The organism is Lentilactobacillus hilgardii, assembly GCF_009832765.1.
Taxonomy (GTDB): Bacteria; Bacillota; Bacilli; order Lactobacillales; family Lactobacillaceae; genus Lentilactobacillus; species Lentilactobacillus hilgardii.
Genome location: NZ_CP047121.1, coordinates 1,259,771 through 1,285,674, shown reverse-complemented (window position 1 = coordinate 1,285,674; position 25,904 = coordinate 1,259,771). Strand labels below are relative to the sequence as shown.

Sequence of the window (25,904 nt, the reverse complement as noted above, 5' to 3'; positions counted from 1 at the left end):
TAACAAAATGTAAAATGCTAAATGAATTTAAAGTAGACAAATTGATATGATAAATAAAAAAGCTGCAAGGATCACTCCTCACAGCTTTTCAATATTAATTAGCGAAATTAGTCTTTAACGTCACTAACAATACCGGCACCAACAGTATGGCCACCTTCACGGATGGTAAACTTAGTACCTTTTTCAATGGCAACTGGCTTAGTTAATTCAACATTGAATGTAACGTTATCACCAGGCATAACCATTTCAACGCCCTTTTCTAGTTCAATAACACCGGTAACATCGGTAGTATGGAAGTAGAATTGTGGTCGGTAGTTTGAGAAGAATGGCGTATGACGGCCACCTTCTTCTTTAGTCAAGATATATACTTGGCCTTCAAACTTCTTGTGAGTTTGAATTGAACCAGGTGCGGCAAGAACTTGTCCACGAACAACTTGGTCGCGATCGATACCACGAAGAAGAACACCAACGTTATCGCCGGCTTGACCTTCATCAAGTGTCTTACGGAACATTTCCAAACCAGTAACAGTTGACTTCAAAGGAGCATCGTTCAAACCAACGATTTCAACTTCGTCACCAATCTTAACAACACCACGGTCAATACGTCCTGAAGCAACAGTACCACGACCAGTGATCGTAAATACGTCTTCAACAGGCATCAAGAATGGCTTGCTGTCATCACGTTCTGGAGTTGGAATATATTCATCAACGATATCCATTAAGTCAAGGATAACTTGTTCTTGTTCCTTGTCGCCTTCAAGAGCCTTAAGAGCGGATCCACGGACAACAGGAATGTCATCACCAGGATAATCGTATTCAGAAAGTAATTCACGAACTTCCATTTCAACCAAATCAATTAATTCGTCATCGTCAACTAAATCAGTCTTGTTTAAGAAGACAACGATGTAATCAACACCAACTTGGTGGGCAAGCAAGATATGCTCACGAGTTTGTGGCATAGGACCATCAGTTGCAGCAACAACCAAGATGGCACCATCCATTTGAGCGGCACCAGTGATCATGTTCTTGATGTAGTCAGCATGTCCTGGGGCATCAATATGCGCATAGTGACGCTTTTCAGTTTCGTACTCAACGTGAGCAGTGTTGATCGTAATACCACGTTCACGTTCCTCTGGGGCTGCATCGATATCAGCATAGTCTTCAGCCTTTGCAAGACCTTTAGAAGCCAATACCTTTGTGATTGCAGCAGTCAAAGTAGTTTTCCCATGATCAATATGGCCAATAGTACCAATATTTACATGGGGTTTTGTTCTTTCATAATGTTCTTTTGCCATTAATGAAACCTCCTGTTGTTTTCAAGAATTACATCAATTCGCATCAATGCATTTCTAAATGATATTATACTACATCTTCTTGAAAAGACAAAGCAGTCTAATTTCGAAGAATCCTTAAGTATTATATCGGTACTTAATTTGTTTGTAAACAGATTATTATCGTTTTCTCGAAATATTTTTCATTAAACGAATTTTATGAAGCTTTCTGCTTGATGAATTTGTTTAATCCATCCCAGCATCTCTCGCTGAGCCGGTGTGTTTGCCTCTAAGTGATCGCCAAATAAATCAGCTACGATAATTTTAACCCAGAACTTAGAATCTTGAATAACCTTATCAAAGAAAGGATAAATATAACTGCTTTGCGTAAAGAGTTCTTTTTCGAGTAACTGAAACTTAATAGGATCATCGGCTCCATATTGTTTATCGATTTCCCTCAACGCATCAATAAGCACATGATAAGCGGTTAACGGTTTCAGTTCATTGAGAGGAAGATGATAGCTATTTTTATCAATCCAAGTTAAATCGATCGTTTCCCCACTTCCAACTGCATTTAATTCAAGCAAAACCTGGGTTTTGGAAACCTGCCACCCAAATGGATCGGACAGAAGCAATTTAGCTGCTGTCAAATACTCTTTCAATGGCATCTTCAGCGCATCATTAATGCCGTGAACCTGTTTATAGGCATCCAATGATCCCAAGTGTGCTAAATTTTTCATTTTGTTATTCAAGTCATTTCTGTCTTTTTCTCGATATTTTTCTTCTGCATTTTCAATCTTGGCAAGCCATTTCAGCCTTTGAGTTGACGACACATTCGGCAAGAATTCTCTGGCAAACATAAATCCATTATTTTCTAGCACAATATGAAAAACAGCTGGTAAATATTTGGGAACCTCGAAAAGCTGCTCACGATAATCAAAGATAATGCGATAGGCATCAGCAGACTCATGCAAAGCAAAAAGAGCTTGCGCCATCAGTAAGTGAATACGAAGGTCGTCAGGATACTTTGCCTCTAGATGCTCCGTTTTGTTCAATACCTGATGGAATTTTTGATCATCAAGGTCCTCTTCAGCACTCCAAAAGATAACCTGATCATTTTTGGAAAATTTATTCATATTCCCTCCGTTACTAATTACAAAAAGGTGTTTTAAAAACAAATCAGAGTCTGGGGGAACAAAAATAACATTCTGTCCCCCAACCTCTGATTATTTGTTATAAAGATATTAAAATTAATTTTCTTCTTTAGCTGTACTTTTGGCAGCGTTCTTTGAATGCTTTTTATTAGTACGTTTATGATGCTGATTAACTTCCATAATAACAGGAAGAATAACCGGGCGACGTTTCGTTTGCTTATACAAATAATCGCTTAAGGTTTCACGAACATCCTGCTTTAAATTACTCCAATCAAACTCTTTGTGATCAAGATTATTGCGAACTGTCTTCTCAATAATTCCCGCAGCTTCCTTCATTAAGTCCTTGTTTGCTTTAACGTATACAAATCCTCGTGATGTCAACTTAGGCTGAGAAACAATCCGCTTCTTTTTTCGATCAATCGTTACTACAGCAACAAAAATGCCATCTTCCGAAAGCACTTTTCGATCTCGAAGAACGATGTTACCAATGTCACCAATGCCAATACCATCAATCATGGTATCGGAAATTGGCGCACTCCCACTAATCCACATTTCATCTTTATTAACAGAAACAATATCTCCCTTATCAGGGATAAAAATGCGATCATCTGTAAAACCAATTTGTTTTGCTAATTGTGCGTGGGATTCCAACAAGCGATATTCACCTGAAACAGGGATTAAAAACTTCGGCTTTAATAAATTCATAATAAGCTGAAGATCGGTTTGGCTTGCATCACCAGACGAATTCATTTGATCAGAAATCATCTCAACTTCACCATCAGCTCGATAAACCATGTCACGCGTTTTGGCAACTGTTGTTTCCATAGCAGTCGAGGGGGTAGTTGTAATAAAGACTAAATCATTAGGTTCAATGTTAATGTCGCCCTGCTCTTTATTAGCCATTCGTTGAATTGCCTTGATAGGCTCACCCATTTTACCTGTTTGGATAATAACCACTTTATCAGGATTCATCTTATCGACATCCTTCACGGAGTCAATCAATAAATCGTCCACTGGTAATTTCAAATTGTGCAATCTTAGTGCTGTTTTAACAATTCGCTCCAAGTCGTGACCAGTTAAGAAGACCCTTCTGCCAGTTTCGGCAGCAGCATTAAAGACTTGCTGCATTCGTAAGATGTTTGAAGCAACACTAGCAACAATAATCCGACTATCATGATAATGGAATGTTTCTGTGATATACTCGCCAATTTTCTTTTCCGAAGCGCTGGGTGCCGGGTTTTCAGCATTCCCAGAATCACTAAGCAAGGCCAAAACACCTTCATCGCCTAAGCGGGTTAGAGCAGAATAATTGGTTTGATACATTGGGGCGGCTGTTTGATCGAACTTAAAGTCACCGGTATATACAATTGCACCATCTGAAGTATGAAGTGCTATACCTAAAGAGCCTGGAATTGAATGGGTCGTCTTAAAGAAAGTAACTTTGACATCATCAAAATCAATTTCAGAACGTTCACTAACAATGTGAAAGTCGTCAAAACCGCTTAACTCTTCAGAATCAGCCACATTTAATTTAGCTAACTCAACTGTCATTTCTGATCCAAATACAGGTACATCAAACTCACTCAAAAAGTATGAGATTGCGCCAATTGCATCAGCATGTCCGTGAGTCAGGAATACACCAACAATTCGATCCTTATTTTCTTCTAAATAACTAAAATCAGGAATAACTACATCAATTCCCAGTAATTCGTTTTCGGGATATTTAAGACCGCAATCTAAAATATAAATCCCGCCGTTGATGTCAATTGCGTACATGTTTTTACCATTCTCGCGGACACCACCAATGGCCATAATTTTTATATCGTTTTTCATGTTTCACCTCAAAAAATATTTATCGTTCTTTTTTAAACGTTCGGATTCAGCTTCTATTAGTTTACCATATTTTTCCAAAACAACCGAATTTTTCCATTGTAAACCGAAAAAAGCCGCAAACAAAACAAAAATGTTTTGTCCGCGACTTTTTACAATTATCAAAGAAAACTTGATATTGTCGATATATTAACGACGCAATCCTAAGCTCTTGATTAATTCACGATAACGAGTAACATCCTTATTACGCAAGTATGCCAACAAGTTACGACGATGACCAATCTTCTTCATAAGACCACGTTGTGAATGATAATCTTTACGGTGATTCTTCATATGAATGTTGATTTCATTAATATCTGCAGTCAAAACAGCGATTTGAACCTCTGCAGAACCTGTATCGCCATCGTGACGAGCGTACTTTTTGATAAGTGCGTCTTTTTCTGATTGTGTAACTGCCATAATTAATTTCCACCTTTTCTTTAAATGATCCAACAACTGAGTCAACGGCAGTGGTACCGGTAAACTAAGTCGAAGGTCCGTGTAACACACAAAAGACAGTATACCTAATTTATCTATTAAATACAAGGAAATCTTTCCGTTTCCATTTGGGTTCGACTTGCAATCATCCTTACAGTTTTGTATAATGATGCTTGTTGAAATTTAATAATTTTACCAAGAAATCTTTCGGAGGTGAATCCAATGCCAATTATCAAGTCAGCTATCGAACGAGTAAAAACTAATGAAAAAGCCCAAAAACGTAACGCAGCTCAATTGAGTACTTACAGAACAGCTGTTAAACGGTTTGAAAAAGCTCAACTCAGTGGTTCAGACGATGTAAAGGACCTTTACATCAATGCAATTAGTGCCATTGATCATGCTAAGTCAAAGGGATTAATTAAAGCTAATAAAGCAGCTCGTGACAAGTCACGTCTTACTGCTCGTTTATCTAAATAAAACTTTTCAGTTGTTAGTCACTTACATGCTAACAACTTTTTTATTAATTAAAAGAGTCCGTCCGGCAACACTTCATTTGAAATGTTGCCAGACGGACTTTTTTTAAGGCAAGGCGCCAACCCCACCGTAAGACCGAAGATGATCTAAGCGACATCAGGTCGCATGAATTTTAAAAGAAATAGTTCAAATAAAAGTTCAGGAGAGCGATTGGAAGACTTCATCTCCCTTTCAGTTTCGACCAATCCTAAATAAGCATCGCGTAATTGCTTATAATCAAAATGACGGATTGTCTGCAGAGCTAATTTGACACGATATGGGTGAACCTTCAAACTAGCAGCCAAATTCCCTTGAGAATACCCATGCTTTTGTAAGATCATAACTTGTAGAAGCAATCTAAATTGTTGAATGAGAACAGCATTGATACCAATCGGTGCTTCATTTTCCAAAACCAAATTACGATAAATATCCATTGATTCTTTAGCATTCTTCTTTAAAACACTATTAACCAAATCAAAAACACTTTGCTCAATTGATGGACTCACAAGGCCATTGACAGATGACAATGTTATTTGTTTGCCGTCTTTATTATATAAAAACAACTTTGGCAAATCATTCATCATTGACGTTAATTGACCGGCAGTAAGCTGCATCATTCTTTCAAGTGCATCTTCATCAATGGTATAACCCTCTGCCGCAATCCTTTGTTTAACCGTCGATTTGATTTCGCTTTCCCTAAGTTTTCCGATTTCAACGGTGGTTGCAACTTTTTTAAGTGATTTTGTTATTTTTTTTCGTGAATCTAATTTATCATAAGGGGCAAAAATGACCATAATCGTTGAGCTTTCCGGATGCTTTAAATATTCCAGAAAATCATCCACATGATGTTCCACTTTTGATTTAACACGCAAACCTGTCAAAAAGTATGGGCGATTAATCATAACCAGTCGTTGTTCCCCAAAAAAGGGAACTGAAATGGCATCTTCTACAGCGCTAGAAACTGGCGTTTCTTCCATATCATAAACGCCAATATTCATAGCTCGTTGCTCATCAGGAATTAACGAGGTAAAAGCTTGTTTAATCTGATCGGAAAGATAAGATTGGTCACCTAAAATCAGATAAACAGCGTCTTGCTTATGTTGTTTTAACTGTGTCATTAGTTGTGAAAAATTCATTCGTTTTTCCCTTCATTATGTCCTAACATCGATTCAAAGAAACCGTTATTGTTTCGATATACATATCTTACCATACCTGATTTCTGAGTATTTAAAACTCGGATGTGCTCCCTTTTTAATGTGGTTAATGTTTCCTCATTTGGATGGTGATAACGGTTATGTCGGCCCGCGGAAATTAGAGCAATTTTTGGCTGGATCTGTGAAATAAAGGCCGGATCCGATGATGTACGGCTTCCATGGTGTCCAACCTTAATAACATCTGTTCTAAGGCTCGGATGCCGTTGTAGGGTATCCATTTCCCCCTGGCGGTCCAAGTCACCCGTAAAGAGCCAATTGAGGCCGCCAAAGCGACCACCAAGAACCTCCGAGTCATGATTTTCTCCCTTTCCCGGTTGATAGGGATGAAAAATGATGAGTGGTAAGCCGCCTACTCGAAATTCATCATTTACCGGCATAACAACCGTTGCAGGATCTTTGCCTGATAGTCGTTTCACAAAACCTGGGTTTTGATCCATCCCGAGCGGTATAATAATGCGTTTGATTTTCAGTTCTTTAATAAAAGCAGGTAAATCGCCACAGTGATCAGCGTCCTGATGGCTGATACAAATATTATCAATTCTTGAAATGCCTATACTTTTTAAATAATTGATAGAGATACGATTTGCCTGGTAATTCTCCGTTACCCGTCGCCACTGTTGCTGGTTAAAAGTCACTTTTCCGCCAGTATCAATGATCGTTACTGATTGATTAAAGGGCGTCCTAATAAGAAAACTATCTCCCTGTCCGACATCAAACATTGACACTTCTCCGTGAATGGGAAAATGAATCCAAATAAACGTCACCAAATAAAGGCCAGCTAAAATGACCTTATATCCCCTAACCCTTTTTTTCGAATGTATCATAACAATCAATGTTAGACCCAACATCAATAGCACAACAACTAGCTGTGGTTTACCAAACACAATCATCCCGGGTAATCGACCAACCATATTTAATGAACGATTAAAGGCCATCAATACCCATTCCACAGGTATGGCCAATTTACTGCTGACCAGACCGAAAAGAAGGCCAAAAATGACTAGTGGAAAAATTGTTCTTCCAAACAGTGGTAAAACCATCAAGTTAACAGCCAAACTAAGAACATGCCATTCATATAAATGAAATAACAGGATTGGCAGTGACAGTAAATTCAACAAAACCGTTTGTCTCAAATACGTCATTTTGCTAGAAGCAATCAATCCAAATGCTAATCCATAACTAAGCTGAACGCTCATCATAAACATTGCTTCGGGCAACAGGAAAAGATTCACTATTAACGTTAAACTAAGTGCTGATAACTGAGACATTTTAAAGCCAAGTAACTGGCTAACTATCACAATTCCAGCCATAACCACTGCCCTTAATAAGCCTGGTGACCCACCCGAAAAAATAAAATAGCCGCCAAGACAGCATAGTTTAACAATTGCCTTAAATCGGTCGCCTATACCCAATAGGGTTAAAACCTGATCAAGAATGGTCAAAAAATAGTAGACATGCATACCCGAAATACTGAATATATGAAGTAGCCCTAATTGTTGGGCACCAGTCATCTCAGTAAAAAAATCATTTTCCCGATTGCCACTGATCAACCCCATCGAATAAATACGCAATGTTTTGGGTAACCCATCACAGTACCGATCAAATTGAAAACGAACCATATGAATGATATCAATCAAAGACAACTTATTAACAGGATGGATAGTTGTTATGGTGCCAATCGAAAACGTTTCATAAATCTTTTGATGTTGATAGTAATCCCGCATATCAAACTGGTTCATGTTGGTCGCCGGGCTAATCATCCGTCGTTCACCCTTAATCGAAAGAAGTAATGGTTTGGACGAATTTATGATAGCCCGCTTTTGGCTCAAAGACTCAAAACGGGCATAATAAATAACCTTTCGTGCTATTGTCGGCGACTTAGCAACTGTCCTAAAACGATCACCGTCAACGTTTATCATATCCGGGTAAACTTTAATTGTCTCTTGAACATTTTTATCCGTTATCGCTATTTCATGGCTAGTTGTCAACCCAACCCAGAATAAAAATACCACGCTTAGAGCCACCGTCAATGTCGTATATTTGACACTTTTAAGCAGGCATAAACGAATCATTAATAATGACAAAAGAAAGCTGCCGATTAGTGGATTTCCAAATAATAAAATACTCAGAAAAAGCATCGCAGCAGCAGGAAAAATAAGCCAGTTTCCAATAATTAGTCAGATAAATAGGAATTGAATGGAACTCTGTCCATGTCGGAATGAGTGAGTTTAATTTTATTTAATTCAACGTTCTTTAATCTAATCAACTTTTGTGCGTACTCGTCATTATGATAATTACGTAAATAATTAATCCGCTTGATACCGGCCTGCAACAACATTTTAGTGCATTGTAGGCAAGGAAAATCAGTGACGTAGATTTCAGCATTATCCGTTGACTCCCCAAACTTTGCACATTGTAAAATTGCATTCATTTCCGCATGAATTGTTCGAACACAGTGACCGTCTACCAAGTAACACCCGACATCTATACAGTGATCATCCCCAGCAACAGAGCCATTATAGCCCCCCGCAATAATACGCTTGTCACGAACAATAACTGCACCGACAGAAAGGCGCTCACACGTACTTCTGGACGCAAGCAAGACCGCCTGCATCATAAAATATTGATCCCATTTAATTCGATTATCCATTTTTTCACCTTCCATGAAATAAATCATATCTCAATTTGATGATTTGATCTACACACAAATTGTAGATTTTAAATTATCGAACGTTTTGTCACCAAAACCGGGAACATCCTTTAGTTCCTCAATACTTTTAAACTGACCGTGCGCTTGCCGATAAGCAATAATCTGATCTGCTTTTTTATCGCCAATTCCGTTTAGTTCCTGAAGTTTTGACTTGTCCGCAGTATTTAGATTGATTTTTTCTGTTCCTTCAGTGGAAGAACCGCTTGAACTTTCAGCATTTGAAGTCGCCGCTGTTTGGGGATTTGTGGATGACGTCTCTGCTGACGGTGACTGACTTGGTGTTGCCCCCAGCGACCGATTTCCTTTAATTTCTCCTTTGATCGGAATATAGACGATTTGTTGGTCGGTTAATTTTTGTGCTAAATTAACCTGCTTCTTATCAGCCGACCTGTTAAATCCCCCAGCTAAATCAATTGCATCAACTACCCGCATATTTGCACCAACTTGATAAACGCCAGGATTTTTCACTGCCCCTTTAACATCAACGTAAAGCTGTTGACTACTGCTCTGCGGGACGCTACTAGCTGTATCTATGGGATCACTGCCTTTCGATTGGGAAGTTGTTGAAGCCTCATTGACGCTTGTTGTTGAAACCATCCCTTGCACCTGTGGCTTTGAAGAGTGCCCCAAAACTAAAGAAAACACAATCACCACCAAAATAATAATGATGACGGCTGCACTGATTAATACTTGATAAAGATACTCATCAATAAACTCGCGAATCCTATTCATACTGTTCCTCCCTTCATTGATTAGATACGAAAAAAAGGATTAGCCGTCTTCTAATCCTTAAAAAATATATCTATTGTTTTTGTAATGCTGAAACAGCTTGATCAAAAGTTTTGACTGGAATCACTTTCATTTTAGGTGCATATTTTTGCGCTGTTTGTTTTGCAAGTTGATAGTTGGTTTGGTGCCCAGGTTCATACTTTAAAATTGTCTTTGTTGGCTTAATATAAGGTGCCAGAAAGATTTTTGCGCCATTCTTTTTTGCCGCAATAATCTTTTTATCAATGCCACCAATTTCACCAACATTGCCGTATGAATCAATCGTCCCCGTTCCGGCAACTTTTTTTCCGTGCCGTAAATCTTGATTGGTTAATTGACTATATATTTGAAGTGAAAACATTAAACCGCCGGAAGGCCCCCCTACCTGGCCCGGATCTACTTTGATCGGAACGCCTGTATGGACTTTTACATCATCGGTAAGTGTGATACCGATCCCTGGCTGGTGATTGGCGATTTTAATCAACGGTTTTGTGACTTTATGCATTTTTTGTCCACGGCGATACTCAATTGTTAATTTCTGGCCAACCTTTTGTTTACGAACATAGTTGACAAATCCATCTGAATTTTTAAATTGATGACCATCAATCTTAACCACAATATCTCCAACTTGAAGCTGGTGATAAAATTTGGAATTTTTCTCAATGTCCAGAATGTAAATACCATTGTAGGTCCGTTTAACTTGTTGATGAGCGTGTTTATATGCCGTATATATGGCTTCCCCAATTGAGCTTTCCATGTAAAAATGTTGAACCTTATCATATTCCTTCATGTTCTGACCATCAGTCACACTATCATCAGATTCGACTGAGTAATAAGGGCTTATTTTAGCATATAAATAAGTCAGCGGCCGTGCTTGGGCAATACTGACAGACGTTAACATAAACATGCCTTTCCGTTTATCGGGATGATTTTTTATAGACACAATTTGGCTTAGATCTGACGCACCTCCAGGGCCTTCAATGTAGTTGGGTAATGGCCAAAAGATCACTGCTAATACAATAATTGTCGCAATGACCCCCAGAACATATTTTTTGATTCCCTTCTTCTTCATCTTTTCTTCACTCTTCTATTAAAATTTATTTTTAAGTGCCTCAGACACCACTGGTGGAACAAAGGCCGAAACCTCTCCATGAAACTTTGCAATTTCCTTAATCATACTGGAAGATAAGTCTCGATATTGACCGGCGGTTGGCAAAAACACGGTCTGAATATCTGGCGCCAAACCACTATTTAAACCAGCAATCGACATCTCAGAATCAAGATCGGCACTACCACGAACGCCGCGAACTAATACTGAAGTCCCCAAACGCTTTGCCAAATGAACTGTTAATTCTTCAGAAACTAATACATTGACTCGTTCATTATCAGCAAATATTTGTTTCACAAAATCGGCTCTTTCCTCTGGTGTAAAAAGAGCGTGTTTGTGAGTATTAATACTGATCGCAACAAAGACCTTGTCAAATATATTGCTAGCCCTTTGAATCACGTCAACATGACCAAATGTAATCGGATCAAAGCTTCCTGCATAAAGTGCATCTACCATTTTTATTTTTTCTCCATTTGATAAGTATATATTTTCAAACTCGTTAAACCATAATTCTTTTGTTTCATGACTTTAAATCCATCCAACACATCCGGTAACTCGGTGTGATTATCCGTTTCACAAATCACGACCGCATCATTAATCAGTAAATTGAAATCGCTCAGTGCCACTAACGTTTCGATCAGTTTCTGCTGTTTATATGGGGGGTCCAAGTAAACCATATTAAACTGCTCACCCTTTTTTGATAGTGAGACCATTACTTTTTCAGCGGATCCTTTAATAACTTCAAATTGACCTTCAGCATGGACTTTGCTGATGTTCTCTTTAATTGCTTTAATAGCTTGAAATTGTCGATCAACTAAAACGGCTTTATCCATGCCTCTTGAAACTGCCTCAATACCAACAGCTCCAGAGCCAGCAAACAGATCCAAAAAAGAGCCACTATCGAAGTAAGGCCCCGTTATATTAAAAAGCGATTCTTTCACCTTATCGGTTGTCGGTCGCGTTTTATCGCTTTTAACCGGATTAAGCCGAATGCCGCCAAATTTTCCTGATACAATTCTCATTTCTTTTGTTCCTCATTAATCATCAAAATCTTCATCAAATTGCTTGTCTAACGCTGTTGGGTCTTTACCCTGGACCTCTTTTACCAGTTCATTCAGCTTAGAGGGTACAACCTGTTTCACATAGTTAAGCGTCTTAAGTTTGGCAATTGTTTCCTCTTTATCATCCATTTCAACATAAATGATCGCATACCTCATTCGCTTTGAAACGTAGTAAAGCCGACCGTAGTTTCGTAAATTGCGGACATACTTCAACGAATGCAGATAAATGATCAGGCCAATCGTTGGTTGAATTTCAAATGGCAAATCAACATCTCCTTTATACTATTAATTAGTTGCTGCTTGATAATCACTTCGTTCTAGTCTCTGTCGACCACTAATATTCAAAACGATCCCAATACACAGTGATAAAGTCATCATACTTGAACCACCATAACTAATAAATGGAAAAGTTACACCTGTAATTGGAAGCAAACCAACCACACCACCCATATTGAACAATGCTTGAACGGTTAAATATGCTGCCACACCATAGCAAATTAGACTCTGATAGGTGCTATTGCAGCGGATACCAATCAGGACCGTCCTAAAAATAATCAATGCTAGAATAGCCATTACAGCAACAGTCGCCAACGCGCCAAGCTCTTCAGTCAAAATTGCCATAATAAAATCTGTATTGGGTTCCGGCAAATATCCGGTTTTTTGAATACTGTTTCCCAATCCGGAGCCAAACAAACCACCGTTGCTAATCGCATAAAACGAATTGACAAGTTGTTGACCAACGCCGGTTGCGTGCTTAAAAGGATTCACAAATGCAGTAATTCGACTCAACTGGTAGCTTTGGATTTTGCCACTCTCTGATAAAGGAACTAGCACGACCATCATAAACGCATAGGCGGCAATTCCAAACCCTACAAGATAAGTCACACCTCGTTTCCATGAAAAGCCGCTTGCAATCAACATGATAAATACAATTGCAAAATTGATTGCTGCCCCACCAACATCAGGCTGGAAAAAAATAAGTATTAACATAACTGCTACAATTAATAATGGGTGTCTTAAAGCCTGCCACCAATGAGAAGTCGAAATTGTTAACTCATTTTCATCTCGATCAACAGCATCTGCTACTAAAATAATCAAGTAAAACTTGGCGAACTCCGCAGGCTGAATATTGATTCCCCCGATATGAATCCAGCCAGCAGCACCATTGACGGTTTGACCAACTGCCAATAACCCGATTAAGACCAGAATAAAGCAATAACCCAGCCAACGTAAAAACTTTTTATTACGAATTTTTTTTAAATTAAAAGCCGTTGTTCCAAAAACCAAGACCAGACTAATAACAACAAAAATAATCTGTTTAATCAAATAGCTTTTTGGACTGCCACCATTTTGAATGCCAATATTTGCACTGGCAGAATACACCATGATAATCCCCAAAACACAAAGGATGATGTATGGCAAAAATATAAACAAATCCAGATGTCTCAAACGAACCTTAGCCATTAAGTCCACTCCACTTTTCCTTAAAATATATCATCAAACATTGGGTTTAATTATAGCATATTAGAATCTGGTAACTGTGGTCTTCTTAAAGATATAAGTAGATTTTAAACAAAGAACAAATACCTTCCGACATTACAAAAAGGGCTGCGCTCAAAATGACTTTCAACGCAACCCTTTTAAACTATTATTTTAAATTCATAAATAAACGACTATCGTCATTTTATGAATGTTTTCTTCTCTTAGCTTCTTTTTCACGCGTGTTGGTGTTAAGAATCTTCTTACGAAGACGAATAAAGTTCGGTGTGACTTCACACAATTCATCTTCGTTTAAGAATTCAAGTGATTCTTCAAGTGTTAGATGAGTTGGTGTCTTAATACGGGCCATATCATCTGAACCAGCGGCACGAACGTTAGTTAAGTTCTTTCCCTTTGTAATGTTAACCGTAATATCATTTTCACGATTATTTTGGCCAACAATCATTCCTTCATACACTTCTGTACCTGGATCGATTAACAGTTCGCCACGGCTTTCAATACCCATCATGGCATAAGTCGTTGCCTTGCCAGAATTCATTGAAACCAAAGTTCCCTTCTTACGACCAGGGTTCCATCCCTTAATAACAGGGAGGTACTTTTCAAAAGTATGGTTCATAATACCATAACCACGGGTTAATGACAGAAATTCAGTTGAATAACCAATCAAACCACGTGACGGTGCCAAGAATGTCAAACGGGTTTGACCATTATCGGTTGTTTCCATATTCTGCATTTCAGCCTTACGTTGAGAAAGTGTATCAATAATTGAACCTGTATATTCATCTGGTGTATCGATCTGAACAGATTCAAAAGGTTCACTCATCTGTCCATCAATTTCTCGATAAATTACTTCTGGACGAGAAGCTTGCAGTTCATAACCTTCACGACGAAGTGTTTCAATCAAAATTGACAAATGCAACTCACCACGACCTGAAACAACCCATGATCCAGGTTGGTCAGTATCTTCAACCCGCAACGAAACATCAGTGTGGAGTTCACGTTTTAGACGATCACCCAATTGACGTGCCGTTACAAACTTGCCATCTTGACCTGAGAATGGTGATGTGTTTGTTCCAAACGTCATTTGAAGAGTTGGTGCATCGATTCGAAGAATTGGTAAAGCTTCCGGTGTACTTGGTGAAACAACCGTCTCACCAACGTTAATTTCTTCCATTCCAGAAACAGCAATTAAATCTCCGGCTTTTGCTTCGTTAATATCAACCTTTTTGAGGCCAATAAAGCCCATCAACTTAGTTACTCGGAAGTTTTTCTTTGAACCATCAAGTTTCATAACGGTAACGTTATCACCGACCTTGATCTTTCCACGGAAGATTCGGCCAATCCCGATTCGGCCAACGAAATCATTATAATCAAGCAAAGCCACTTGGAATTGAAGTGGTTCATCCGAATTATCAATTGGTGCTGGAATTCGGTTAATGATTGTGTCAAAAACGGGCTTCATAGTATGCTCTTGTGTCGAAATATCAGAATCATAACTGGAAGTTCCGTTCATAGCTGATACATAAATGACTGGGAAGTCAAGTTGTTCCTCATCAGCACCCAATTCGATAAATAAATCAAGTACCTCATCAACAACTTCTTCTGGACGTGCGCCTTCACGGTCAACTTTATTAATGACTACGATAGGCGTTAAATGCTGTTCCAAAGCCTTTTTTAAAACAAAACGAGTTTGTGGCATTGTACCTTCAAATGCATCGACGACAAGTAAAACACCGTCAACCATTCGCATAATACGTTCAACTTCACCACCAAAATCGGCATGTCCCGGGGTATCCAGAATATTAATCTGCTTATCCCCATATTTAACAGCCGTGTTCTTTGAAAGAATGGTGATACCACGTTCTCTTTCAATTGCGTTTGAATCAAGTGCCCGATCTTCGATTTGAGTATGTGCAGCCAAAGTATCGGATTGCTTCAACATTTCGTTAACTAAAGTTGTCTTACCGTGGTCAACGTGAGCAATGATTGCGATATTTCGAATGTCATCCCGTGTCTTAAGTTTTGTATCCAAATTATTTGCTTCCCTTCATTTAAATCAGTCTCGAATGTTGCACATCCAGTTATAATATATTCGCATAAAAAAACTGTGACCACTGTCATGTCACAGTATGACTAATTACTTACCGACGATAGTAAGAACGTCTCGATGTGCGTTTCGCGTTGCTAATAATACCGCTGTTGATGATAACATACCTAATTGCTTCCCGTCAATAGTTGTCATCTTTAATCCGGCCGATTCGCAAAGAATTTTGCCGGCACCAAAATCCCAAGGCTTCAAGTATGAAATGTAACCCACCAACTCACCGCGCAGGACGGAAATAATATCGATTCCGGCACTACCATAGATGCGCATTCCAAGGGATTTTTCAGCAATATCTACCATATTAAATTCATTATTTAATACCATTGGTCCACTCAAGCCAATCAAGCCGTCCTTAAGAGCTGTGTCGGCAACCGGCGTGAGGGGTTGTCCATTATCAAACACGCCGATTTTTGGCCCACCAGATAACAGTCGGTTACCAATCACATCTAAAATATACCCCAGTTCACCAATCCCGTCATTATATAAAGCGATCATAATTGCAAAATGATTCCTCTGCTTCACAAAGTTCATAGTGCCATCAATAGGATCAACAATCCAAACACGACCTTTTGTCGAATCTACCTTATCTCCGAACCCCTCCTCACCAAGAATTCTTGCATGTGGTTCGAATTCACGAATTTTGGAAACAATAAACTTTTCATTTTGTTTATCGATATTCGTTACCAAGTCACGACGACTTGTTTTGGTACTAACTGTTAAACGGGTGTCGATGTTTCTTAAAACATTATCCCGGGACTCTCTTAACCATCCCTTAACAGTTTTATCAATTTCTTCAAGCTCATTTATTTCCATTTTACGCCTCATTCATTTTCAAAGTTTTCACATCTTGTTTAGATTGCCTAATAACTTGATATGCATTGTATCCGGAACGTTCTTGAAATTGCTTTTCTAATTGCTTTTGTTCCATTTTTGACGGTACAACAGTCACAAAATCCTGATAAGCATTCATAAATGACTCTCGATCAACGCCACTTTGTTTTTCATAAGCCTCTTCGACCTTCTGAAAAAAGGTCACGAGTATAATGACTTCATCGTTGCTTAAACCATCAATCAATGGATATGAATAGTCATCGTTCATAAAATCGTCTCCGATCGTTATTTCATTACGAATTAGGTTTTAAAGAATTCGGTCTTTAATGACAATTATAGATTATTTCAAAACTTTGTGAAATGGAAAAGCCGATAATGATGTCTAATATTCTTTTCTTTTTAATTTTAAGTACAATAAAACGGCCTACCGTCAAAATACGATAGGTCGTTTTAACCATCTTACTTTAATATACCAGCATCCAATTTATTGTAAAAATTAGATGTGTGTTGGGAATCCCAATGCAACATCAGCTGCTTCTTGGATCGGCTCACTCAATGTTGGATGTGGATGAATTGTCAAAGCGATATCTTCAACATTCATTCGACCATTCACTGCAAGACTTAGTTCAGCGATCAAGTCACTTGCGCCAGGTCCAACGACTTCACCACCAAGAATGGTTTTATCATCCTTTGTGTAGATCAAACGAACAAATCCTTCCGCTTCATCCAATGAAACCGCACGTGCATTACCGGCAAATGGGAACTTTGCAGTTGATACATCAATGTCCTTATCCTTAGCTTGAGATTGAGTCAAGCCAACAACGGCCATTTCCGGATCCGTAAAGCAGACACCTGGAACGCCAACGTAATCATTGGCAGTGTTCTTACCGGAGATTGCGCCCGCAGCTACTTTACCTTGGAAGAATGCCTTATGAGCCAGTGCAGGCCCTGATGCGATGTCCCCAATGGCAAAGATGTGTGGTGAATCTGTTCGGCCCTGATCATCGGTTTGAACGATACCGCGATCATCGAGTTTAACTTTGGTATATTCAAGACCCAAATCATCCGTATTTGGTTTACGTCCAACAGTAACCATGCAGTAATCAGCCTTAATCGTTGATTCTTTGCCGTCTGCTTCGTAGGTGACACTAACACTGTTAGCATCTTGAGAAGAAGACTTGGCAGTTGCGCTGGTAATAATATCAACGCCCTTCTTCTTCAATGATTTCTGAACAATTGAAACCATATCCTTTGAGAATCCAGCCAAGATCGACGGTGTACCTTCAATGATTGTCACATGTGAACCCATGTTGGCATAAGCACCTGCCAGCTCTGTTCCAACATAACCGCCACCAATAACGACAAATTCTTTAGGAATTTCTGGAAGATTGAGACCACCGGTTGAATCAACAACTCGACCATCAAACTTAAATCCAGGAATTTCAATTGGATGAGAACCACTAGCGATAATTAAATTATCAAACTGAATCGTTAATCCAGTATCAGCACTCATGAATTGTTGTGGCCCAACCGGCATTACTCGAAGTTGCGTATCACTATCAAGAACTGCTTCGCCTTGAATAACATCAACTTTGTGCTTCTTCAAAAGCATCTTAACACCGCTGGTCATTCGATCAACGACCTTCTTTTGCTTCCAATCTTGAGTCTTTTTAAAATCAATGGTTGCGGGTTGTGTCGTAATACCATAAGTTGAGGCATCATTAGCTTCTTGGAACCGATGACCTGCTTGAATCAATGCTTTGGAGGGTACACAACCAACGTTTAAACAAACACCACCGAGTGTATCGGACTTTTCAATCAGGGTCACTTTCTGCCCTAATTCGGAAGCACGGATTGCAGCGACATACCCGCCAGGGCCGGCTCCGATAATAACCGTTTCTTTCTTTTCAACTTCAGCCATTATTCGATCATCCTTCCATCAAAAGCATATCTGGATCATGAAGCAACTTGTTCATTAGGTTCAACGCATTTTGAGCAAGTGCCCCATCAATCAATCTGTGATCATAGCTCAATGAAAGTTTCAGCATATTGCCAACTTTGATTTCGCCGTCTTCGGGATCAACATATGGTTCCTTGGCAATTTTGCCAACACCTAAAATTGCAACTTCAGGTTGGTTGATAACTGGTGTGAACCAGCCACCACCAATTGAACCGACATTACTAATAGTAATTGAACCGCCGCTCATCTTATCTGCAGACAACTTGTTGTCGTATGCAGCTTGAGTATTCTCGGTAATTTCCTTAGCAATTTCGAACATGCCTTTGGCGTCTGCATTCTTAATATTTGGAACATACAATCCATCATCAGTATTGGTTGCAATTCCAACGTTAAAGTAATGTTTATAGACAATCTCTTGGGTCGTATCGTCGATTGAAGCATTAAATTCAGGATACTGTTTCATAACAGCAACTAAGGCTTTCACGATATATGGCAGGAATGTCAAATGAATATCGCGATCCTTGGCGATTTCCTTATATCTTTTACGGTTAGCCATCAAGGCACTAACCTCAACGTCATCGAATGAGGTTACGTGAGGTGCAATATCTTTAGATTCTCTCATTGATTTAGCAATGATCTTTCTCATCATGGACATTGGTTCACGGGTCTCAAGATCCGGTTGTGCAGACTTGTATGGTTTGATTGGGCCACCGGCAGCCTTTGGAGCTGCAGCTTCTGCAGCAGGTGCTTGAGCTGCTGGTGCTGCGGCAGGATTAAAGCTGTCAATATCAGCTTTAACGACCTGTCCGTGATTACCAGTCGCTGGAACAGCCGTAATGTCAACGCCTTTGTCACGTGCATATTGACGAACAGATGGCATTGCTTTAACTAATTTATTTGGATCAGAAGGAGTCGGATTACCAGCCGGTGCAGGAGCAGCGGCAGCAGGTGCTGCGGCAGGTGCTGGTGCAGCTTCTTTAGCTGGTTCAGGTGCAGGTGCAGCTTCTTCTTTTGCGGGTGCAGGAGCAGCATCATCAGGCGTGTCGGGAGAACCGTCATCAATTGTGATGAGGACATCCCCAACTTCTGCAGTGTCTCCTTCATTCTTATCGATACTCTTAACAGTTCCGGCAACAGGAGATGGCAACTCTTGAACGGACTTATCGTTTTGAATCTCTACTAACGGATCGTCCTCTTTAACTTTATCGCCAGGTTTGACCAGCCATGAAGCAATTTCGCCTTCGGCCATTCCTTCTCCTAGCTCAGGGAGTTTAAACTTATAAGCCATGGGATCTAACTTCCTTTCTTACTTAGAATTTTAGTAGTTTAAAATTTCGCGTACTTTTGCTTCGATGTCATCTGCATTTGGAAGCCAATCATTTTCAGCCATTGCAAATGGAAATACGCTATCAGGAGCAGAAACCCGACCAATAGGAGCATCAAGTGACATAATGTCGTCTTCGGCAATTGCTGATGCAACTTGAGCGCCAACACCGGCCATCTTTTGTGCTTCTTGAGCAACAACTACTTTATGAGTCTTATCAATTGAATTAAAGATCGTTTCAGTATCGATTGGTGATAATGAACGTAAATCAATAACTTCAACTGAAATATTCTCTTTTTCTAATTTATCAGCTACTTTCAATGCTTCATTAACTTCGGCACTGTAAGCAACGATTGTAATGTCAGATCCTTCTCGGGCAACCTTCGCCTTGTCTAGCGGAACTGTATAGTGACCGTCAGGAACTTCATCTTTCATTGAACGATAAAGTTTCAGGTTTTCCATGAACAATACCGGATCATTATTTTCAACAGCTGAAATAACCATTCCCTTGGCGTCATAAGGATTTGCAGGTGTTACAACCCGTAACCCCGGGATTCCAACAAAGAGATTTTCCAGCGAGTCACCATGAAGTTCAGCGGTATGGGTACCACCACCAAATGGTGTTCTGATTGTGATCGGCATTGAAACATCGCCTGACATCCGGAACCTGTTACGTGACATTTGACCGCCAATGGAATCAACAGCTTCCATTGTGAATCCCATGAATTGAATTTCTGGGATTGGACGCCAACCAGTTAATGCAAGTCCAATTGACAATCCAAGAATTCCTGATTCAGCCAATGGTGTATCGAAGACACGGTCAGTTCCGTATTTGTCTTGAAGGCCGACAGTGGTTCTGAAAACACCACCGTTTTTACCAACGTCTTCACCGAAAATCAATGTCTTCGGATCATCTTGCAATACTTGGTCAAGTCCATCGGTAATTGCTTTAATATACGTTAATTTAGCCATGATTACTTCGACTCCTTTGCTTCAAATTCTTTGATTTGGGCTGCAACATCTGGGGTAGGTACTTCAAATGTGTGTTTCAAGAAGTCACTGACCTTTTGCTTAGGTGCAGCTTCAGCATCTTTCATATCCTGTTTGAATTGATCCTTGTATTGAGCGACCAACTTGTCTTCTTTGTCTTGATCCCAAAGTTTCTTGTCAGTCAATACTTTTCTTAATCGAATTAATGGGTCACGATCAAACCAAGGCTTTTCTTCTTCCTTAGTACGATAACGACTTGGATCATCACCAGCAGAACTGTGAGCGCCGAAACGATAAGTTAAGGTTTCAACTAATGCAGGGCCATTGCCTGCAGCGGCAAAGTCACGAGCATCCTTGGCAACAAGATAAGTTGCCAAGATATCCATTCCATCAACTTGAACACCTGGAACACCTGAAGCAACACCCTTTTGAGCGAGTGTTTCAGCAGCAGTTTGTGTCTTTCGTGGAACTGAAATTGCCCAACCATTATTTTGAACAAAGAAGACAGCCGGTGCTTGGAAAGAACTTGCAAAGTTGATTCCTTCATAGAAGTCACCCTGCGAAGTACCGCCATCACCTGTAAATACATAGGCAACTGTGTCCTTTTCATCATTCTTTTTAATACCTAATGCTGCGCCGGCACATTGAACGTACTGAGCGCCAATGATAATTTGTGGAATCCATGCACGAACACCACGTCGTACATAGTCATAGCATTGATAGTGACCTTTAGACCATAAGAATCCTTCTTTAACGGTTGCACCGTGTTGGATTAATTGTGGTAAATCACGATATGCTGGGAATAGGTAGTCTTGTTTCTTCATTGCGTGAGCAATTCCCATTTCGGAAGCTTCCTCACCTAAAGTTGGAGCATAGAAGCCTAAACGACCTTGACGCGAAAAGTTCATTGTTTGTTCGTGCAATGCACGTTCCCAAACCATCTTTTCCATCAAAGTAACCAGTTCATCATCACTGAACCGATCGAACAATTCCTGATTAACGATCTTTCCAGTTTCATCAATTACTTGAACAGGTTTCTTGTATGGATCGCTCATCGTCGATTTGATGTTCTCAAAATCAACAACATGCTTACTCTTTGCTGCCATAGATAACACTTTCCTTTCCTGTAAAGCTAGACTTGTGATGCACAAATAGATCACTTCTAAACCACACTTAAAATTTAGCATTTTTTCAGTCCGTTTGCAAGCCCTTACATTGCTTTCAAAAGGGTTTTTTCGTTTGCTTACTTTTTTCCTGCAAATAAACCTTGAAACCGCTTGTGCGAGTAAAGATTGTGAAATGTTACATGTTTATTTATTTAATAAATGCCCCTGCATCTATGCCATAAATCTATATCTCATTCAACCTTTTATGCCGATTTTTTTAACAATTTCCTAAATAACTTATGAATTTAACGCATAGTATTTTTTTAGATATTAAGATAAAATGTAAATAGTGATAAAAATATTCGGAGGTCTTTGATTTGTTTTTAATGGATGATATTGTTCGAGATGGCGATCCCGTTCTACGACAAGAAGCTAAAAAAGTTAAATTTCCATTATCTGCCGATGACAAAAAATTGGCACACGATTTAATGGAATACCTTGAAGTCAGTCAAAACCCAGAACTATGTGAAAAATACAAGCTTCGTGCGGGAGTCGGATTAGCAGCACCACAAGTCGGTGTCTCTAAAATGATGGCCTCTGTTTTAGTTCCGAATGATGATGAAAATGAAAAAGGTAAACCACTTTTCAAGGACGTTATTATTAACCCCGTCATTGTTTCAAATTCTGTTCAACGTGGTGCATTGACTGAGGGTGAGGGCTGCCTTTCCGTTGATCGTGACGTACCTGGATACGTCCCTCGATCAGCAAGAATTACGTTGAAATATCAGGATGTTGACGGTAATGAACACAAGATTCGTTTAAAAAACTACCCTGCAATTGTTTGTCAACATGAAATCGATCATTTACACGGCATTTTGTTTTATGATCACATCAACAAAGACAATCCCTTTAAACGAGATGATGACGAGGTATTCATTTACTAAATCTGTTGTTTGAACAGTAAAAAGTGACACGTCGATCATTTTAATTCTTGTACAATCTTTCAGGGCTTGTCCGCTTGAAAACGTGAAATTGATAATGTTGTTGTGAATCACTATATTAGTGTACTTTTTGTAAGTAATTTTTAGCATTTCAAAAAATATGAAACATAATTTCAACAATCAAAGTGCGCGTGGTCCTGTCCACTCTTTTGAATCTGGAACTCATCATCAGTCACGTCGACCTAGATGTGCTTAAAGCCATCTGAAAATTCGGAAACGACGCTGTTATGGCTGCTGGTTTTTTGACATTTACAAAACAAAAAAATAAAGAGGTTGGAGCAAATCATTGCCCAATCTCTTTATTTTACAATCACGACTTCTTAAGATCATTTTAGCTGTGCCTCTCAACCAAAACCGGATTTAATAATCAACCTATTTATCAATGTAGTCGATTGAGATCATCAATATATTCAATTGTGGTTAAATTTATCAAATAGGCGACATCAAAGTGTAAGCGGTCATCCAATTGCCAGATATCGGTTACTACAAAAACGGACGACTTTTTTCCATGCGCATGAATCCCGTTCTTCTGGCTATACTCATCCAATCCCTTTGTCAACAATTCCTTTAAATCCGGAATCGAGCCCTTTACCCGGTCGATTGGAATATGATATTCGAATGCCATCACACCCCTCCCCCAAATATTGGCAATCATTTCTGAGTGTAATTCTTCCTCCTTTATAGGAGCAAGCTTATCAGCCGAAATTAAAGCTTTAAGGACTTCGGCAACTGCTTTGTTAACTGTTCTCTGTGCTGAAAGTAGTCTCTTTCGACTTGGACGTGTAACAAATAAGTAGTGAATCAGATTATACACGGCAAAAGCTGCAACTAAACCGATAACGATTTGAATGATAAGCATCATAGTCAATCTACTTTTCACTTCCATTTCACTTTGCTAAATTAATTTTAACATGAGAACGCCTTTAGAGTTTGATATCATGTTTATATACTTATTCTTTAGATTATGGTAAAATAGCTCCATTAGTTGTGTTCTCACAACCACTTGTTCGGAAAGAAACCTGATCGTTTCGAAAAAGTACATGAATAAAGGAGTTTTTTTATGATTTTTAAGGTTTTATATCAACCCGACAAAAAGCAAACACCTCGTCGGGAAACGACACTCTCTCTGTATCTTGAGGCCGATACAGAAGTAGAAGCTCGCGGATTAGTAGAAGATAACACTGATTATGCTATCGAATTCGTGGAGCCGCTCCAAGGTGAACACTTGAAATACGAGCAAGACAGTTCGAATTTCAAATTAACGGAGTTTAACAATAAATGAAAAAGCTGAACGTCAAAAATAACGAAGCAGCTATCTATGGCGTTGGCGGACTTGGTGAAATTGGAAAAAACACCTATGGCGTCCAATTTCAGGATGAAATTATTCTAATTGATGCCGGAATCAAATTCCCCGAAGATGATCTTCTCGGAGTTGATTATGTTATTCCGGACTACAAATATTTAGTTGACAATAAGGATAAGATTAAGGCACTTGTTATCACACATGGGCATGAAGATCATATCGGTGGCGTTCCATACCTGATGAAGGTTTTGAACGTCCCAATCTATGCCGGACCGTTAGCAATGGCTCTTATCAAAAACAAACTAGAAGAACATGGCCTTCTAAATTCTGTAGAACTTCATGAAATTAGTGATAAATCCGTCATCAAGTTTCGTAAGACAAAAGTTTCATTCTTCAGAACAACTCATTCGATTCCTGACACACTAGGTGTTGCAGTTCATACGCCAGTGGGTGTCATTGTCGAAACCGGTGATTATAAGTTTGACCTCACACCGGTAACTAATCAGCCGCCTGATCTTCAGGAAATGGCAAAGTTAGGTGCTGAAGGTGTCCTTTGTCTAATGTCTGACAGTACAAATGCTGAAAAACCGGTTTGGACTAAATCAGAAAAATGGGTTGGTATTTCCATTTCCCATATTTTTGATCAGGTGAAAGATCGGATCATTTTTGCGACATTTGCATCAAATATTTCCCGAATTAAAACTGCCTGTGATAATGCATTGGCTCGGGGACGTAAGATCGCGGTATTTGGCCGGAGTATGGATGCTGCCATTGTTAATGGCCGTGAATTAGGATATTTGGATATTCCTGATGACGCATTTGTTGATGCAAATCAGCTTCAATCCTTACCTGCTAATAAAACAATGATCTTATGTACCGGCTCTCAGGGTGAACCCATGGCAGCTCTTTCACGAATTGCTAATGGTACTCACAGACAGATTTCAATTCAACCTGGAGACACCGTTATTTTTTCAAGTAACCCAATTCCAGGTAATACAACCAGCGTGAATGATGTTATCAACAAGCTTGAAGAAGCTGGTGCTAATGTTATTCACGGTAAAGTTAATAACATTCATACTTCCGGACATGGTGGTCAAGAAGAACAGAAGTTGATGCTTCGCTTAATGAAGCCCAAGTTCTTTATGCCGATTCATGGTGAATACCGAATGTTAAAAATCCACACAGAGCTTGCCGAACAATGTGGTGTCCCACTTGATCATAGTTTTATCATGCAAAATGGTGATGTCTTGGCATTATCTAAAGACACTGCCAGATTAGCTGGTCACTTCCAAGCCGGTGATGTCTACATTGACGGTAGTGGCATCGGAGATATTGGAAGTATTGTATTGCGAGATAGACAGTTACTTTCTGAAGAAGGTATTGTAGTCGTTGTCGCAACAATCAACTTGCACAATCAAGAAATCCAATCCGGTCCTGATATTCTTTCTCGTGGATTTGTGTATATGCGTGAGTCAGGTGAACTACTTGACGAAGGTAGAAGACGCGTATTTAAGACAATCAGAAAAGCTATGCATAATAAAAAAGCAACTGAGGCTTCTATTCGAAATGCTGTTATTGATGACTTACAAGAGTTTTTATACGATAAAACCGAACGTCATCCAATGATTCTGCCAATGTTAATCATGAACGGTAATCACTAAACATTTCAAAACAACCTT

At 39.3% G+C, this 25,904-nt stretch carries 25 protein-coding genes; 4 read left to right on the top strand and 21 right to left on the bottom strand.

All coding sequences use genetic code 11. The annotated features are described in order from the left end of the window. Positions 1 to 107 precede the first annotated feature (107 nt). The 4 genes from tuf to rpsO form a co-directional block, all read right to left on the bottom strand. The gene (tuf, locus tag GQR93_RS05945) at positions 108 to 1,295 is read right to left on the bottom strand and encodes an elongation factor Tu (RefSeq protein ID WP_003555271.1); all 1,188 of its coding nucleotides are present in this window, start codon (positions 1,293 to 1,295) and stop codon (positions 108 to 110) included. Between the two features lie 182 nt (positions 1,296 to 1,477). After that, positions 1,478 to 2,407: a hypothetical protein gene (locus GQR93_RS05940; protein WP_003555268.1), complete on the bottom strand. Its 930-nt coding sequence runs from the start codon at positions 2,405 to 2,407 to the stop codon at positions 1,478 to 1,480. Positions 2,408 to 2,521: 114 nt separating this feature from the next. Continuing rightward, entirely contained in the window at positions 2,522 to 4,258 is a 1,737-nt protein-coding gene (locus tag GQR93_RS05935) for a ribonuclease J (RefSeq protein ID WP_003555266.1), read from the bottom strand. Positions 4,259 to 4,444: 186 nt separating this feature from the next. Beyond that, on the bottom strand, positions 4,445 to 4,714 hold the full coding sequence (rpsO, locus tag GQR93_RS05930; RefSeq protein WP_003555262.1) for a 30S ribosomal protein S15: 270 nt from the start codon (positions 4,712 to 4,714) through the stop codon (positions 4,445 to 4,447). Between the two features lie 240 nt (positions 4,715 to 4,954). Here rpsO and rpsT point away from each other — a divergent pair, with 240 nt between their 5' ends. Beyond that, complete coding sequence (rpsT, locus tag GQR93_RS05925; RefSeq protein WP_003555260.1) at positions 4,955 to 5,209, top strand: 30S ribosomal protein S20; 255 nt, start codon at positions 4,955 to 4,957, stop codon at positions 5,207 to 5,209. A gap of 143 nt (positions 5,210 to 5,352) precedes the next feature. Here rpsT and holA read toward each other — a convergent pair whose 3' ends face one another. The 16 genes from holA to pdhA all read right to left on the bottom strand — a co-directional run bounded on the left by holA (position 5,353) and on the right by pdhA (position 21,921). Then, positions 5,353 to 6,381, bottom strand: a complete 1,029-nt coding sequence (gene holA, locus GQR93_RS05920; RefSeq protein ID WP_003555258.1) for a DNA polymerase III subunit delta — start codon at positions 6,379 to 6,381, stop codon at positions 5,353 to 5,355. Beyond that, on the bottom strand, positions 6,378 to 8,471 hold the full coding sequence (locus tag GQR93_RS05915; protein ID WP_311319143.1) for a DNA internalization-related competence protein ComEC/Rec2: 2,094 nt from the start codon (positions 8,469 to 8,471) through the stop codon (positions 6,378 to 6,380). The genes holA and GQR93_RS05915 overlap by 4 nt, the downstream gene beginning before the upstream one ends. Positions 8,472 to 8,632: 161 nt before the next feature. After that, complete coding sequence (locus GQR93_RS05910) at positions 8,633 to 9,109, bottom strand: ComE operon protein 2 (RefSeq protein ID WP_187117447.1); 477 nt, start codon at positions 9,107 to 9,109, stop codon at positions 8,633 to 8,635. A gap of 48 nt (positions 9,110 to 9,157) precedes the next feature. Next, positions 9,158 to 9,901 (bottom strand): helix-hairpin-helix domain-containing protein, encoded by a 744-nt coding sequence (locus tag GQR93_RS05905; RefSeq protein WP_003555252.1) that lies wholly within the window; start codon positions 9,899 to 9,901, stop codon positions 9,158 to 9,160. 70 nt (positions 9,902 to 9,971) lie between these two features. Then, a complete protein-coding gene (locus tag GQR93_RS05900; protein WP_003555250.1) occupies positions 9,972 to 11,009 on the bottom strand; it encodes a SepM family pheromone-processing serine protease in 1,038 nt (345 codons plus the stop codon). A gap of 18 nt (positions 11,010 to 11,027) precedes the next feature. Beyond that, complete coding sequence (gene coaD, locus GQR93_RS05895; RefSeq protein WP_003555248.1) at positions 11,028 to 11,501, bottom strand: pantetheine-phosphate adenylyltransferase; 474 nt, start codon at positions 11,499 to 11,501, stop codon at positions 11,028 to 11,030. Between the two features lie 2 nt (positions 11,502 to 11,503). Then, positions 11,504 to 12,067, bottom strand: a complete 564-nt coding sequence (rsmD, locus tag GQR93_RS05890) for a 16S rRNA (guanine(966)-N(2))-methyltransferase RsmD (RefSeq protein ID WP_003555246.1) — start codon at positions 12,065 to 12,067, stop codon at positions 11,504 to 11,506. 15 nt (positions 12,068 to 12,082) lie between these two features. Continuing rightward, positions 12,083 to 12,370, bottom strand: coding sequence for a YlbG family protein (locus GQR93_RS05885; RefSeq protein WP_003555244.1), 288 nt, complete (start codon positions 12,368 to 12,370; stop codon positions 12,083 to 12,085). Positions 12,371 to 12,391: 21 nt separating this feature from the next. Next, positions 12,392 to 13,570, bottom strand: a complete 1,179-nt coding sequence (locus GQR93_RS05880) for an FtsW/RodA/SpoVE family cell cycle protein (protein ID WP_003555242.1) — start codon at positions 13,568 to 13,570, stop codon at positions 12,392 to 12,394. A 220-nt stretch (positions 13,571 to 13,790) separates the two neighbouring features. Further along, complete coding sequence (typA, locus tag GQR93_RS05875) at positions 13,791 to 15,638, bottom strand: translational GTPase TypA (RefSeq protein ID WP_003555239.1); 1,848 nt, start codon at positions 15,636 to 15,638, stop codon at positions 13,791 to 13,793. 105 nt (positions 15,639 to 15,743) lie between these two features. Continuing rightward, entirely contained in the window at positions 15,744 to 16,523 is a 780-nt protein-coding gene (locus tag GQR93_RS05870) for an inositol monophosphatase family protein (protein WP_035444949.1), read from the bottom strand. A gap of 1 nt (position 16,524) precedes the next feature. After that, positions 16,525 to 16,809, bottom strand: a complete 285-nt coding sequence (locus GQR93_RS05865) for a UPF0223 family protein (RefSeq protein ID WP_003555235.1) — start codon at positions 16,807 to 16,809, stop codon at positions 16,525 to 16,527. A gap of 228 nt (positions 16,810 to 17,037) precedes the next feature. Further along, entirely contained in the window at positions 17,038 to 18,462 is a 1,425-nt protein-coding gene (gene lpdA / locus GQR93_RS05860) for a dihydrolipoyl dehydrogenase (RefSeq protein ID WP_003555233.1), read from the bottom strand. 7 nt (positions 18,463 to 18,469) lie between these two features. Continuing rightward, a complete protein-coding gene (locus GQR93_RS05855) occupies positions 18,470 to 19,789 on the bottom strand; it encodes a 2-oxo acid dehydrogenase subunit E2 (protein ID WP_003555231.1) in 1,320 nt (439 codons plus the stop codon). 30 nt (positions 19,790 to 19,819) lie between these two features. Continuing rightward, positions 19,820 to 20,797, bottom strand: a complete 978-nt coding sequence (locus tag GQR93_RS05850) for an alpha-ketoacid dehydrogenase subunit beta (protein ID WP_003555229.1) — start codon at positions 20,795 to 20,797, stop codon at positions 19,820 to 19,822. A 2-nt stretch (positions 20,798 to 20,799) separates the two neighbouring features. Then, positions 20,800 to 21,921: a pyruvate dehydrogenase (acetyl-transferring) E1 component subunit alpha gene (gene pdhA / locus GQR93_RS05845; RefSeq protein WP_035444946.1), complete on the bottom strand. Its 1,122-nt coding sequence runs from the start codon at positions 21,919 to 21,921 to the stop codon at positions 20,800 to 20,802. 377 nt (positions 21,922 to 22,298) lie between these two features. Between pdhA and def the strand changes: the two genes are divergently transcribed. Further along, on the top strand, positions 22,299 to 22,865 hold the full coding sequence (def, locus tag GQR93_RS05840) for a peptide deformylase (RefSeq protein WP_003555224.1): 567 nt from the start codon (positions 22,299 to 22,301) through the stop codon (positions 22,863 to 22,865). Positions 22,866 to 23,301: 436 nt separating this feature from the next. On the opposite strand, the gene GQR93_RS05835 is transcribed toward def, so the two are convergent. Next, positions 23,302 to 23,808: a hypothetical protein gene (locus tag GQR93_RS05835; RefSeq protein ID WP_003555222.1), complete on the bottom strand. Its 507-nt coding sequence runs from the start codon at positions 23,806 to 23,808 to the stop codon at positions 23,302 to 23,304. 174 nt (positions 23,809 to 23,982) lie between these two features. On the opposite strand from GQR93_RS05835, the gene GQR93_RS05830 reads away from it, so the two are divergent. After that, positions 23,983 to 24,204, top strand: a complete 222-nt coding sequence (locus tag GQR93_RS05830; protein WP_003555220.1) for a DNA-directed RNA polymerase subunit epsilon — start codon at positions 23,983 to 23,985, stop codon at positions 24,202 to 24,204. Then, positions 24,201 to 25,886, top strand: coding sequence for a ribonuclease J1 (rnjA, locus tag GQR93_RS05825; RefSeq protein ID WP_003555219.1), 1,686 nt, complete (start codon positions 24,201 to 24,203; stop codon positions 25,884 to 25,886). Before GQR93_RS05830 ends, rnjA begins: the two co-directional genes overlap by 4 nt. The last annotated feature ends 18 nt before the right edge of the window (positions 25,887 to 25,904 follow it).

Excerpts from the sequence above, each read along its gene's own strand:
- lpdA (WP_003555233.1), bottom strand. The coding sequence starts at position 18,462 with ATGGCTGAAGTTGAAAAGAAAGAAACGGTTATTATCGGAGCCGGCCCT.
- GQR93_RS05870 (WP_035444949.1), bottom strand. The coding sequence starts at position 16,523 with ATGGAAATAAATGAGCTTGAAGAAATTGATAAAACTGTTAAGGGATGG.
- rpsO (WP_003555262.1), bottom strand. The coding sequence starts at position 4,714 with ATGGCAGTTACACAATCAGAAAAAGACGCACTTATCAAAAAGTACGCT.
- GQR93_RS05865 (WP_003555235.1), bottom strand. The coding sequence starts at position 16,809 with ATGAACGATGACTATTCATATCCATTGATTGATGGTTTAAGCAACGAT.
- GQR93_RS05940 (WP_003555268.1), bottom strand. The coding sequence starts at position 2,407 with ATGAATAAATTTTCCAAAAATGATCAGGTTATCTTTTGGAGTGCTGAA.
- GQR93_RS05880 (WP_003555242.1), bottom strand. The coding sequence starts at position 13,570 with ATGGCTAAGGTTCGTTTGAGACATCTGGATTTGTTTATATTTTTGCCA.
- rsmD (WP_003555246.1), bottom strand. The coding sequence starts at position 12,067 with ATGAGAATTGTATCAGGAAAATTTGGCGGCATTCGGCTTAATCCGGTT.
- GQR93_RS05935 (WP_003555266.1), bottom strand. The coding sequence starts at position 4,258 with ATGAAAAACGATATAAAAATTATGGCCATTGGTGGTGTCCGCGAGAAT.
- coaD (WP_003555248.1), bottom strand. The coding sequence starts at position 11,501 with ATGGTAGATGCACTTTATGCAGGAAGCTTTGATCCGATTACATTTGGT.
- GQR93_RS05850 (WP_003555229.1), bottom strand. The coding sequence starts at position 20,797 with ATGGCTAAATTAACGTATATTAAAGCAATTACCGATGGACTTGACCAA.
- GQR93_RS05830 (WP_003555220.1), top strand. The coding sequence starts at position 23,983 with ATGATTTTTAAGGTTTTATATCAACCCGACAAAAAGCAAACACCTCGT.
- GQR93_RS05855 (WP_003555231.1), bottom strand. The coding sequence starts at position 19,789 with ATGGCTTATAAGTTTAAACTCCCTGAGCTAGGAGAAGGAATGGCCGAA.
- holA (WP_003555258.1), bottom strand. The coding sequence starts at position 6,381 with ATGAATTTTTCACAACTAATGACACAGTTAAAACAACATAAGCAAGAC.
- pdhA (WP_035444946.1), bottom strand. The coding sequence starts at position 21,921 with ATGGCAGCAAAGAGTAAGCATGTTGTTGATTTTGAGAACATCAAATCG.
- GQR93_RS05835 (WP_003555222.1), bottom strand. The coding sequence starts at position 23,808 with ATGGAAGTGAAAAGTAGATTGACTATGATGCTTATCATTCAAATCGTT.
- GQR93_RS05900 (WP_003555250.1), bottom strand. The coding sequence starts at position 11,009 with ATGAAGAAGAAGGGAATCAAAAAATATGTTCTGGGGGTCATTGCGACA.
- tuf (WP_003555271.1), bottom strand. The coding sequence starts at position 1,295 with ATGGCAAAAGAACATTATGAAAGAACAAAACCCCATGTAAATATTGGT.
- GQR93_RS05910 (WP_187117447.1), bottom strand. The coding sequence starts at position 9,109 with ATGGATAATCGAATTAAATGGGATCAATATTTTATGATGCAGGCGGTC.
- rpsT (WP_003555260.1), top strand. The coding sequence starts at position 4,955 with ATGCCAATTATCAAGTCAGCTATCGAACGAGTAAAAACTAATGAAAAA.
- rnjA (WP_003555219.1), top strand. The coding sequence starts at position 24,201 with ATGAAAAAGCTGAACGTCAAAAATAACGAAGCAGCTATCTATGGCGTT.
- GQR93_RS05905 (WP_003555252.1), bottom strand. The coding sequence starts at position 9,901 with ATGAATAGGATTCGCGAGTTTATTGATGAGTATCTTTATCAAGTATTA.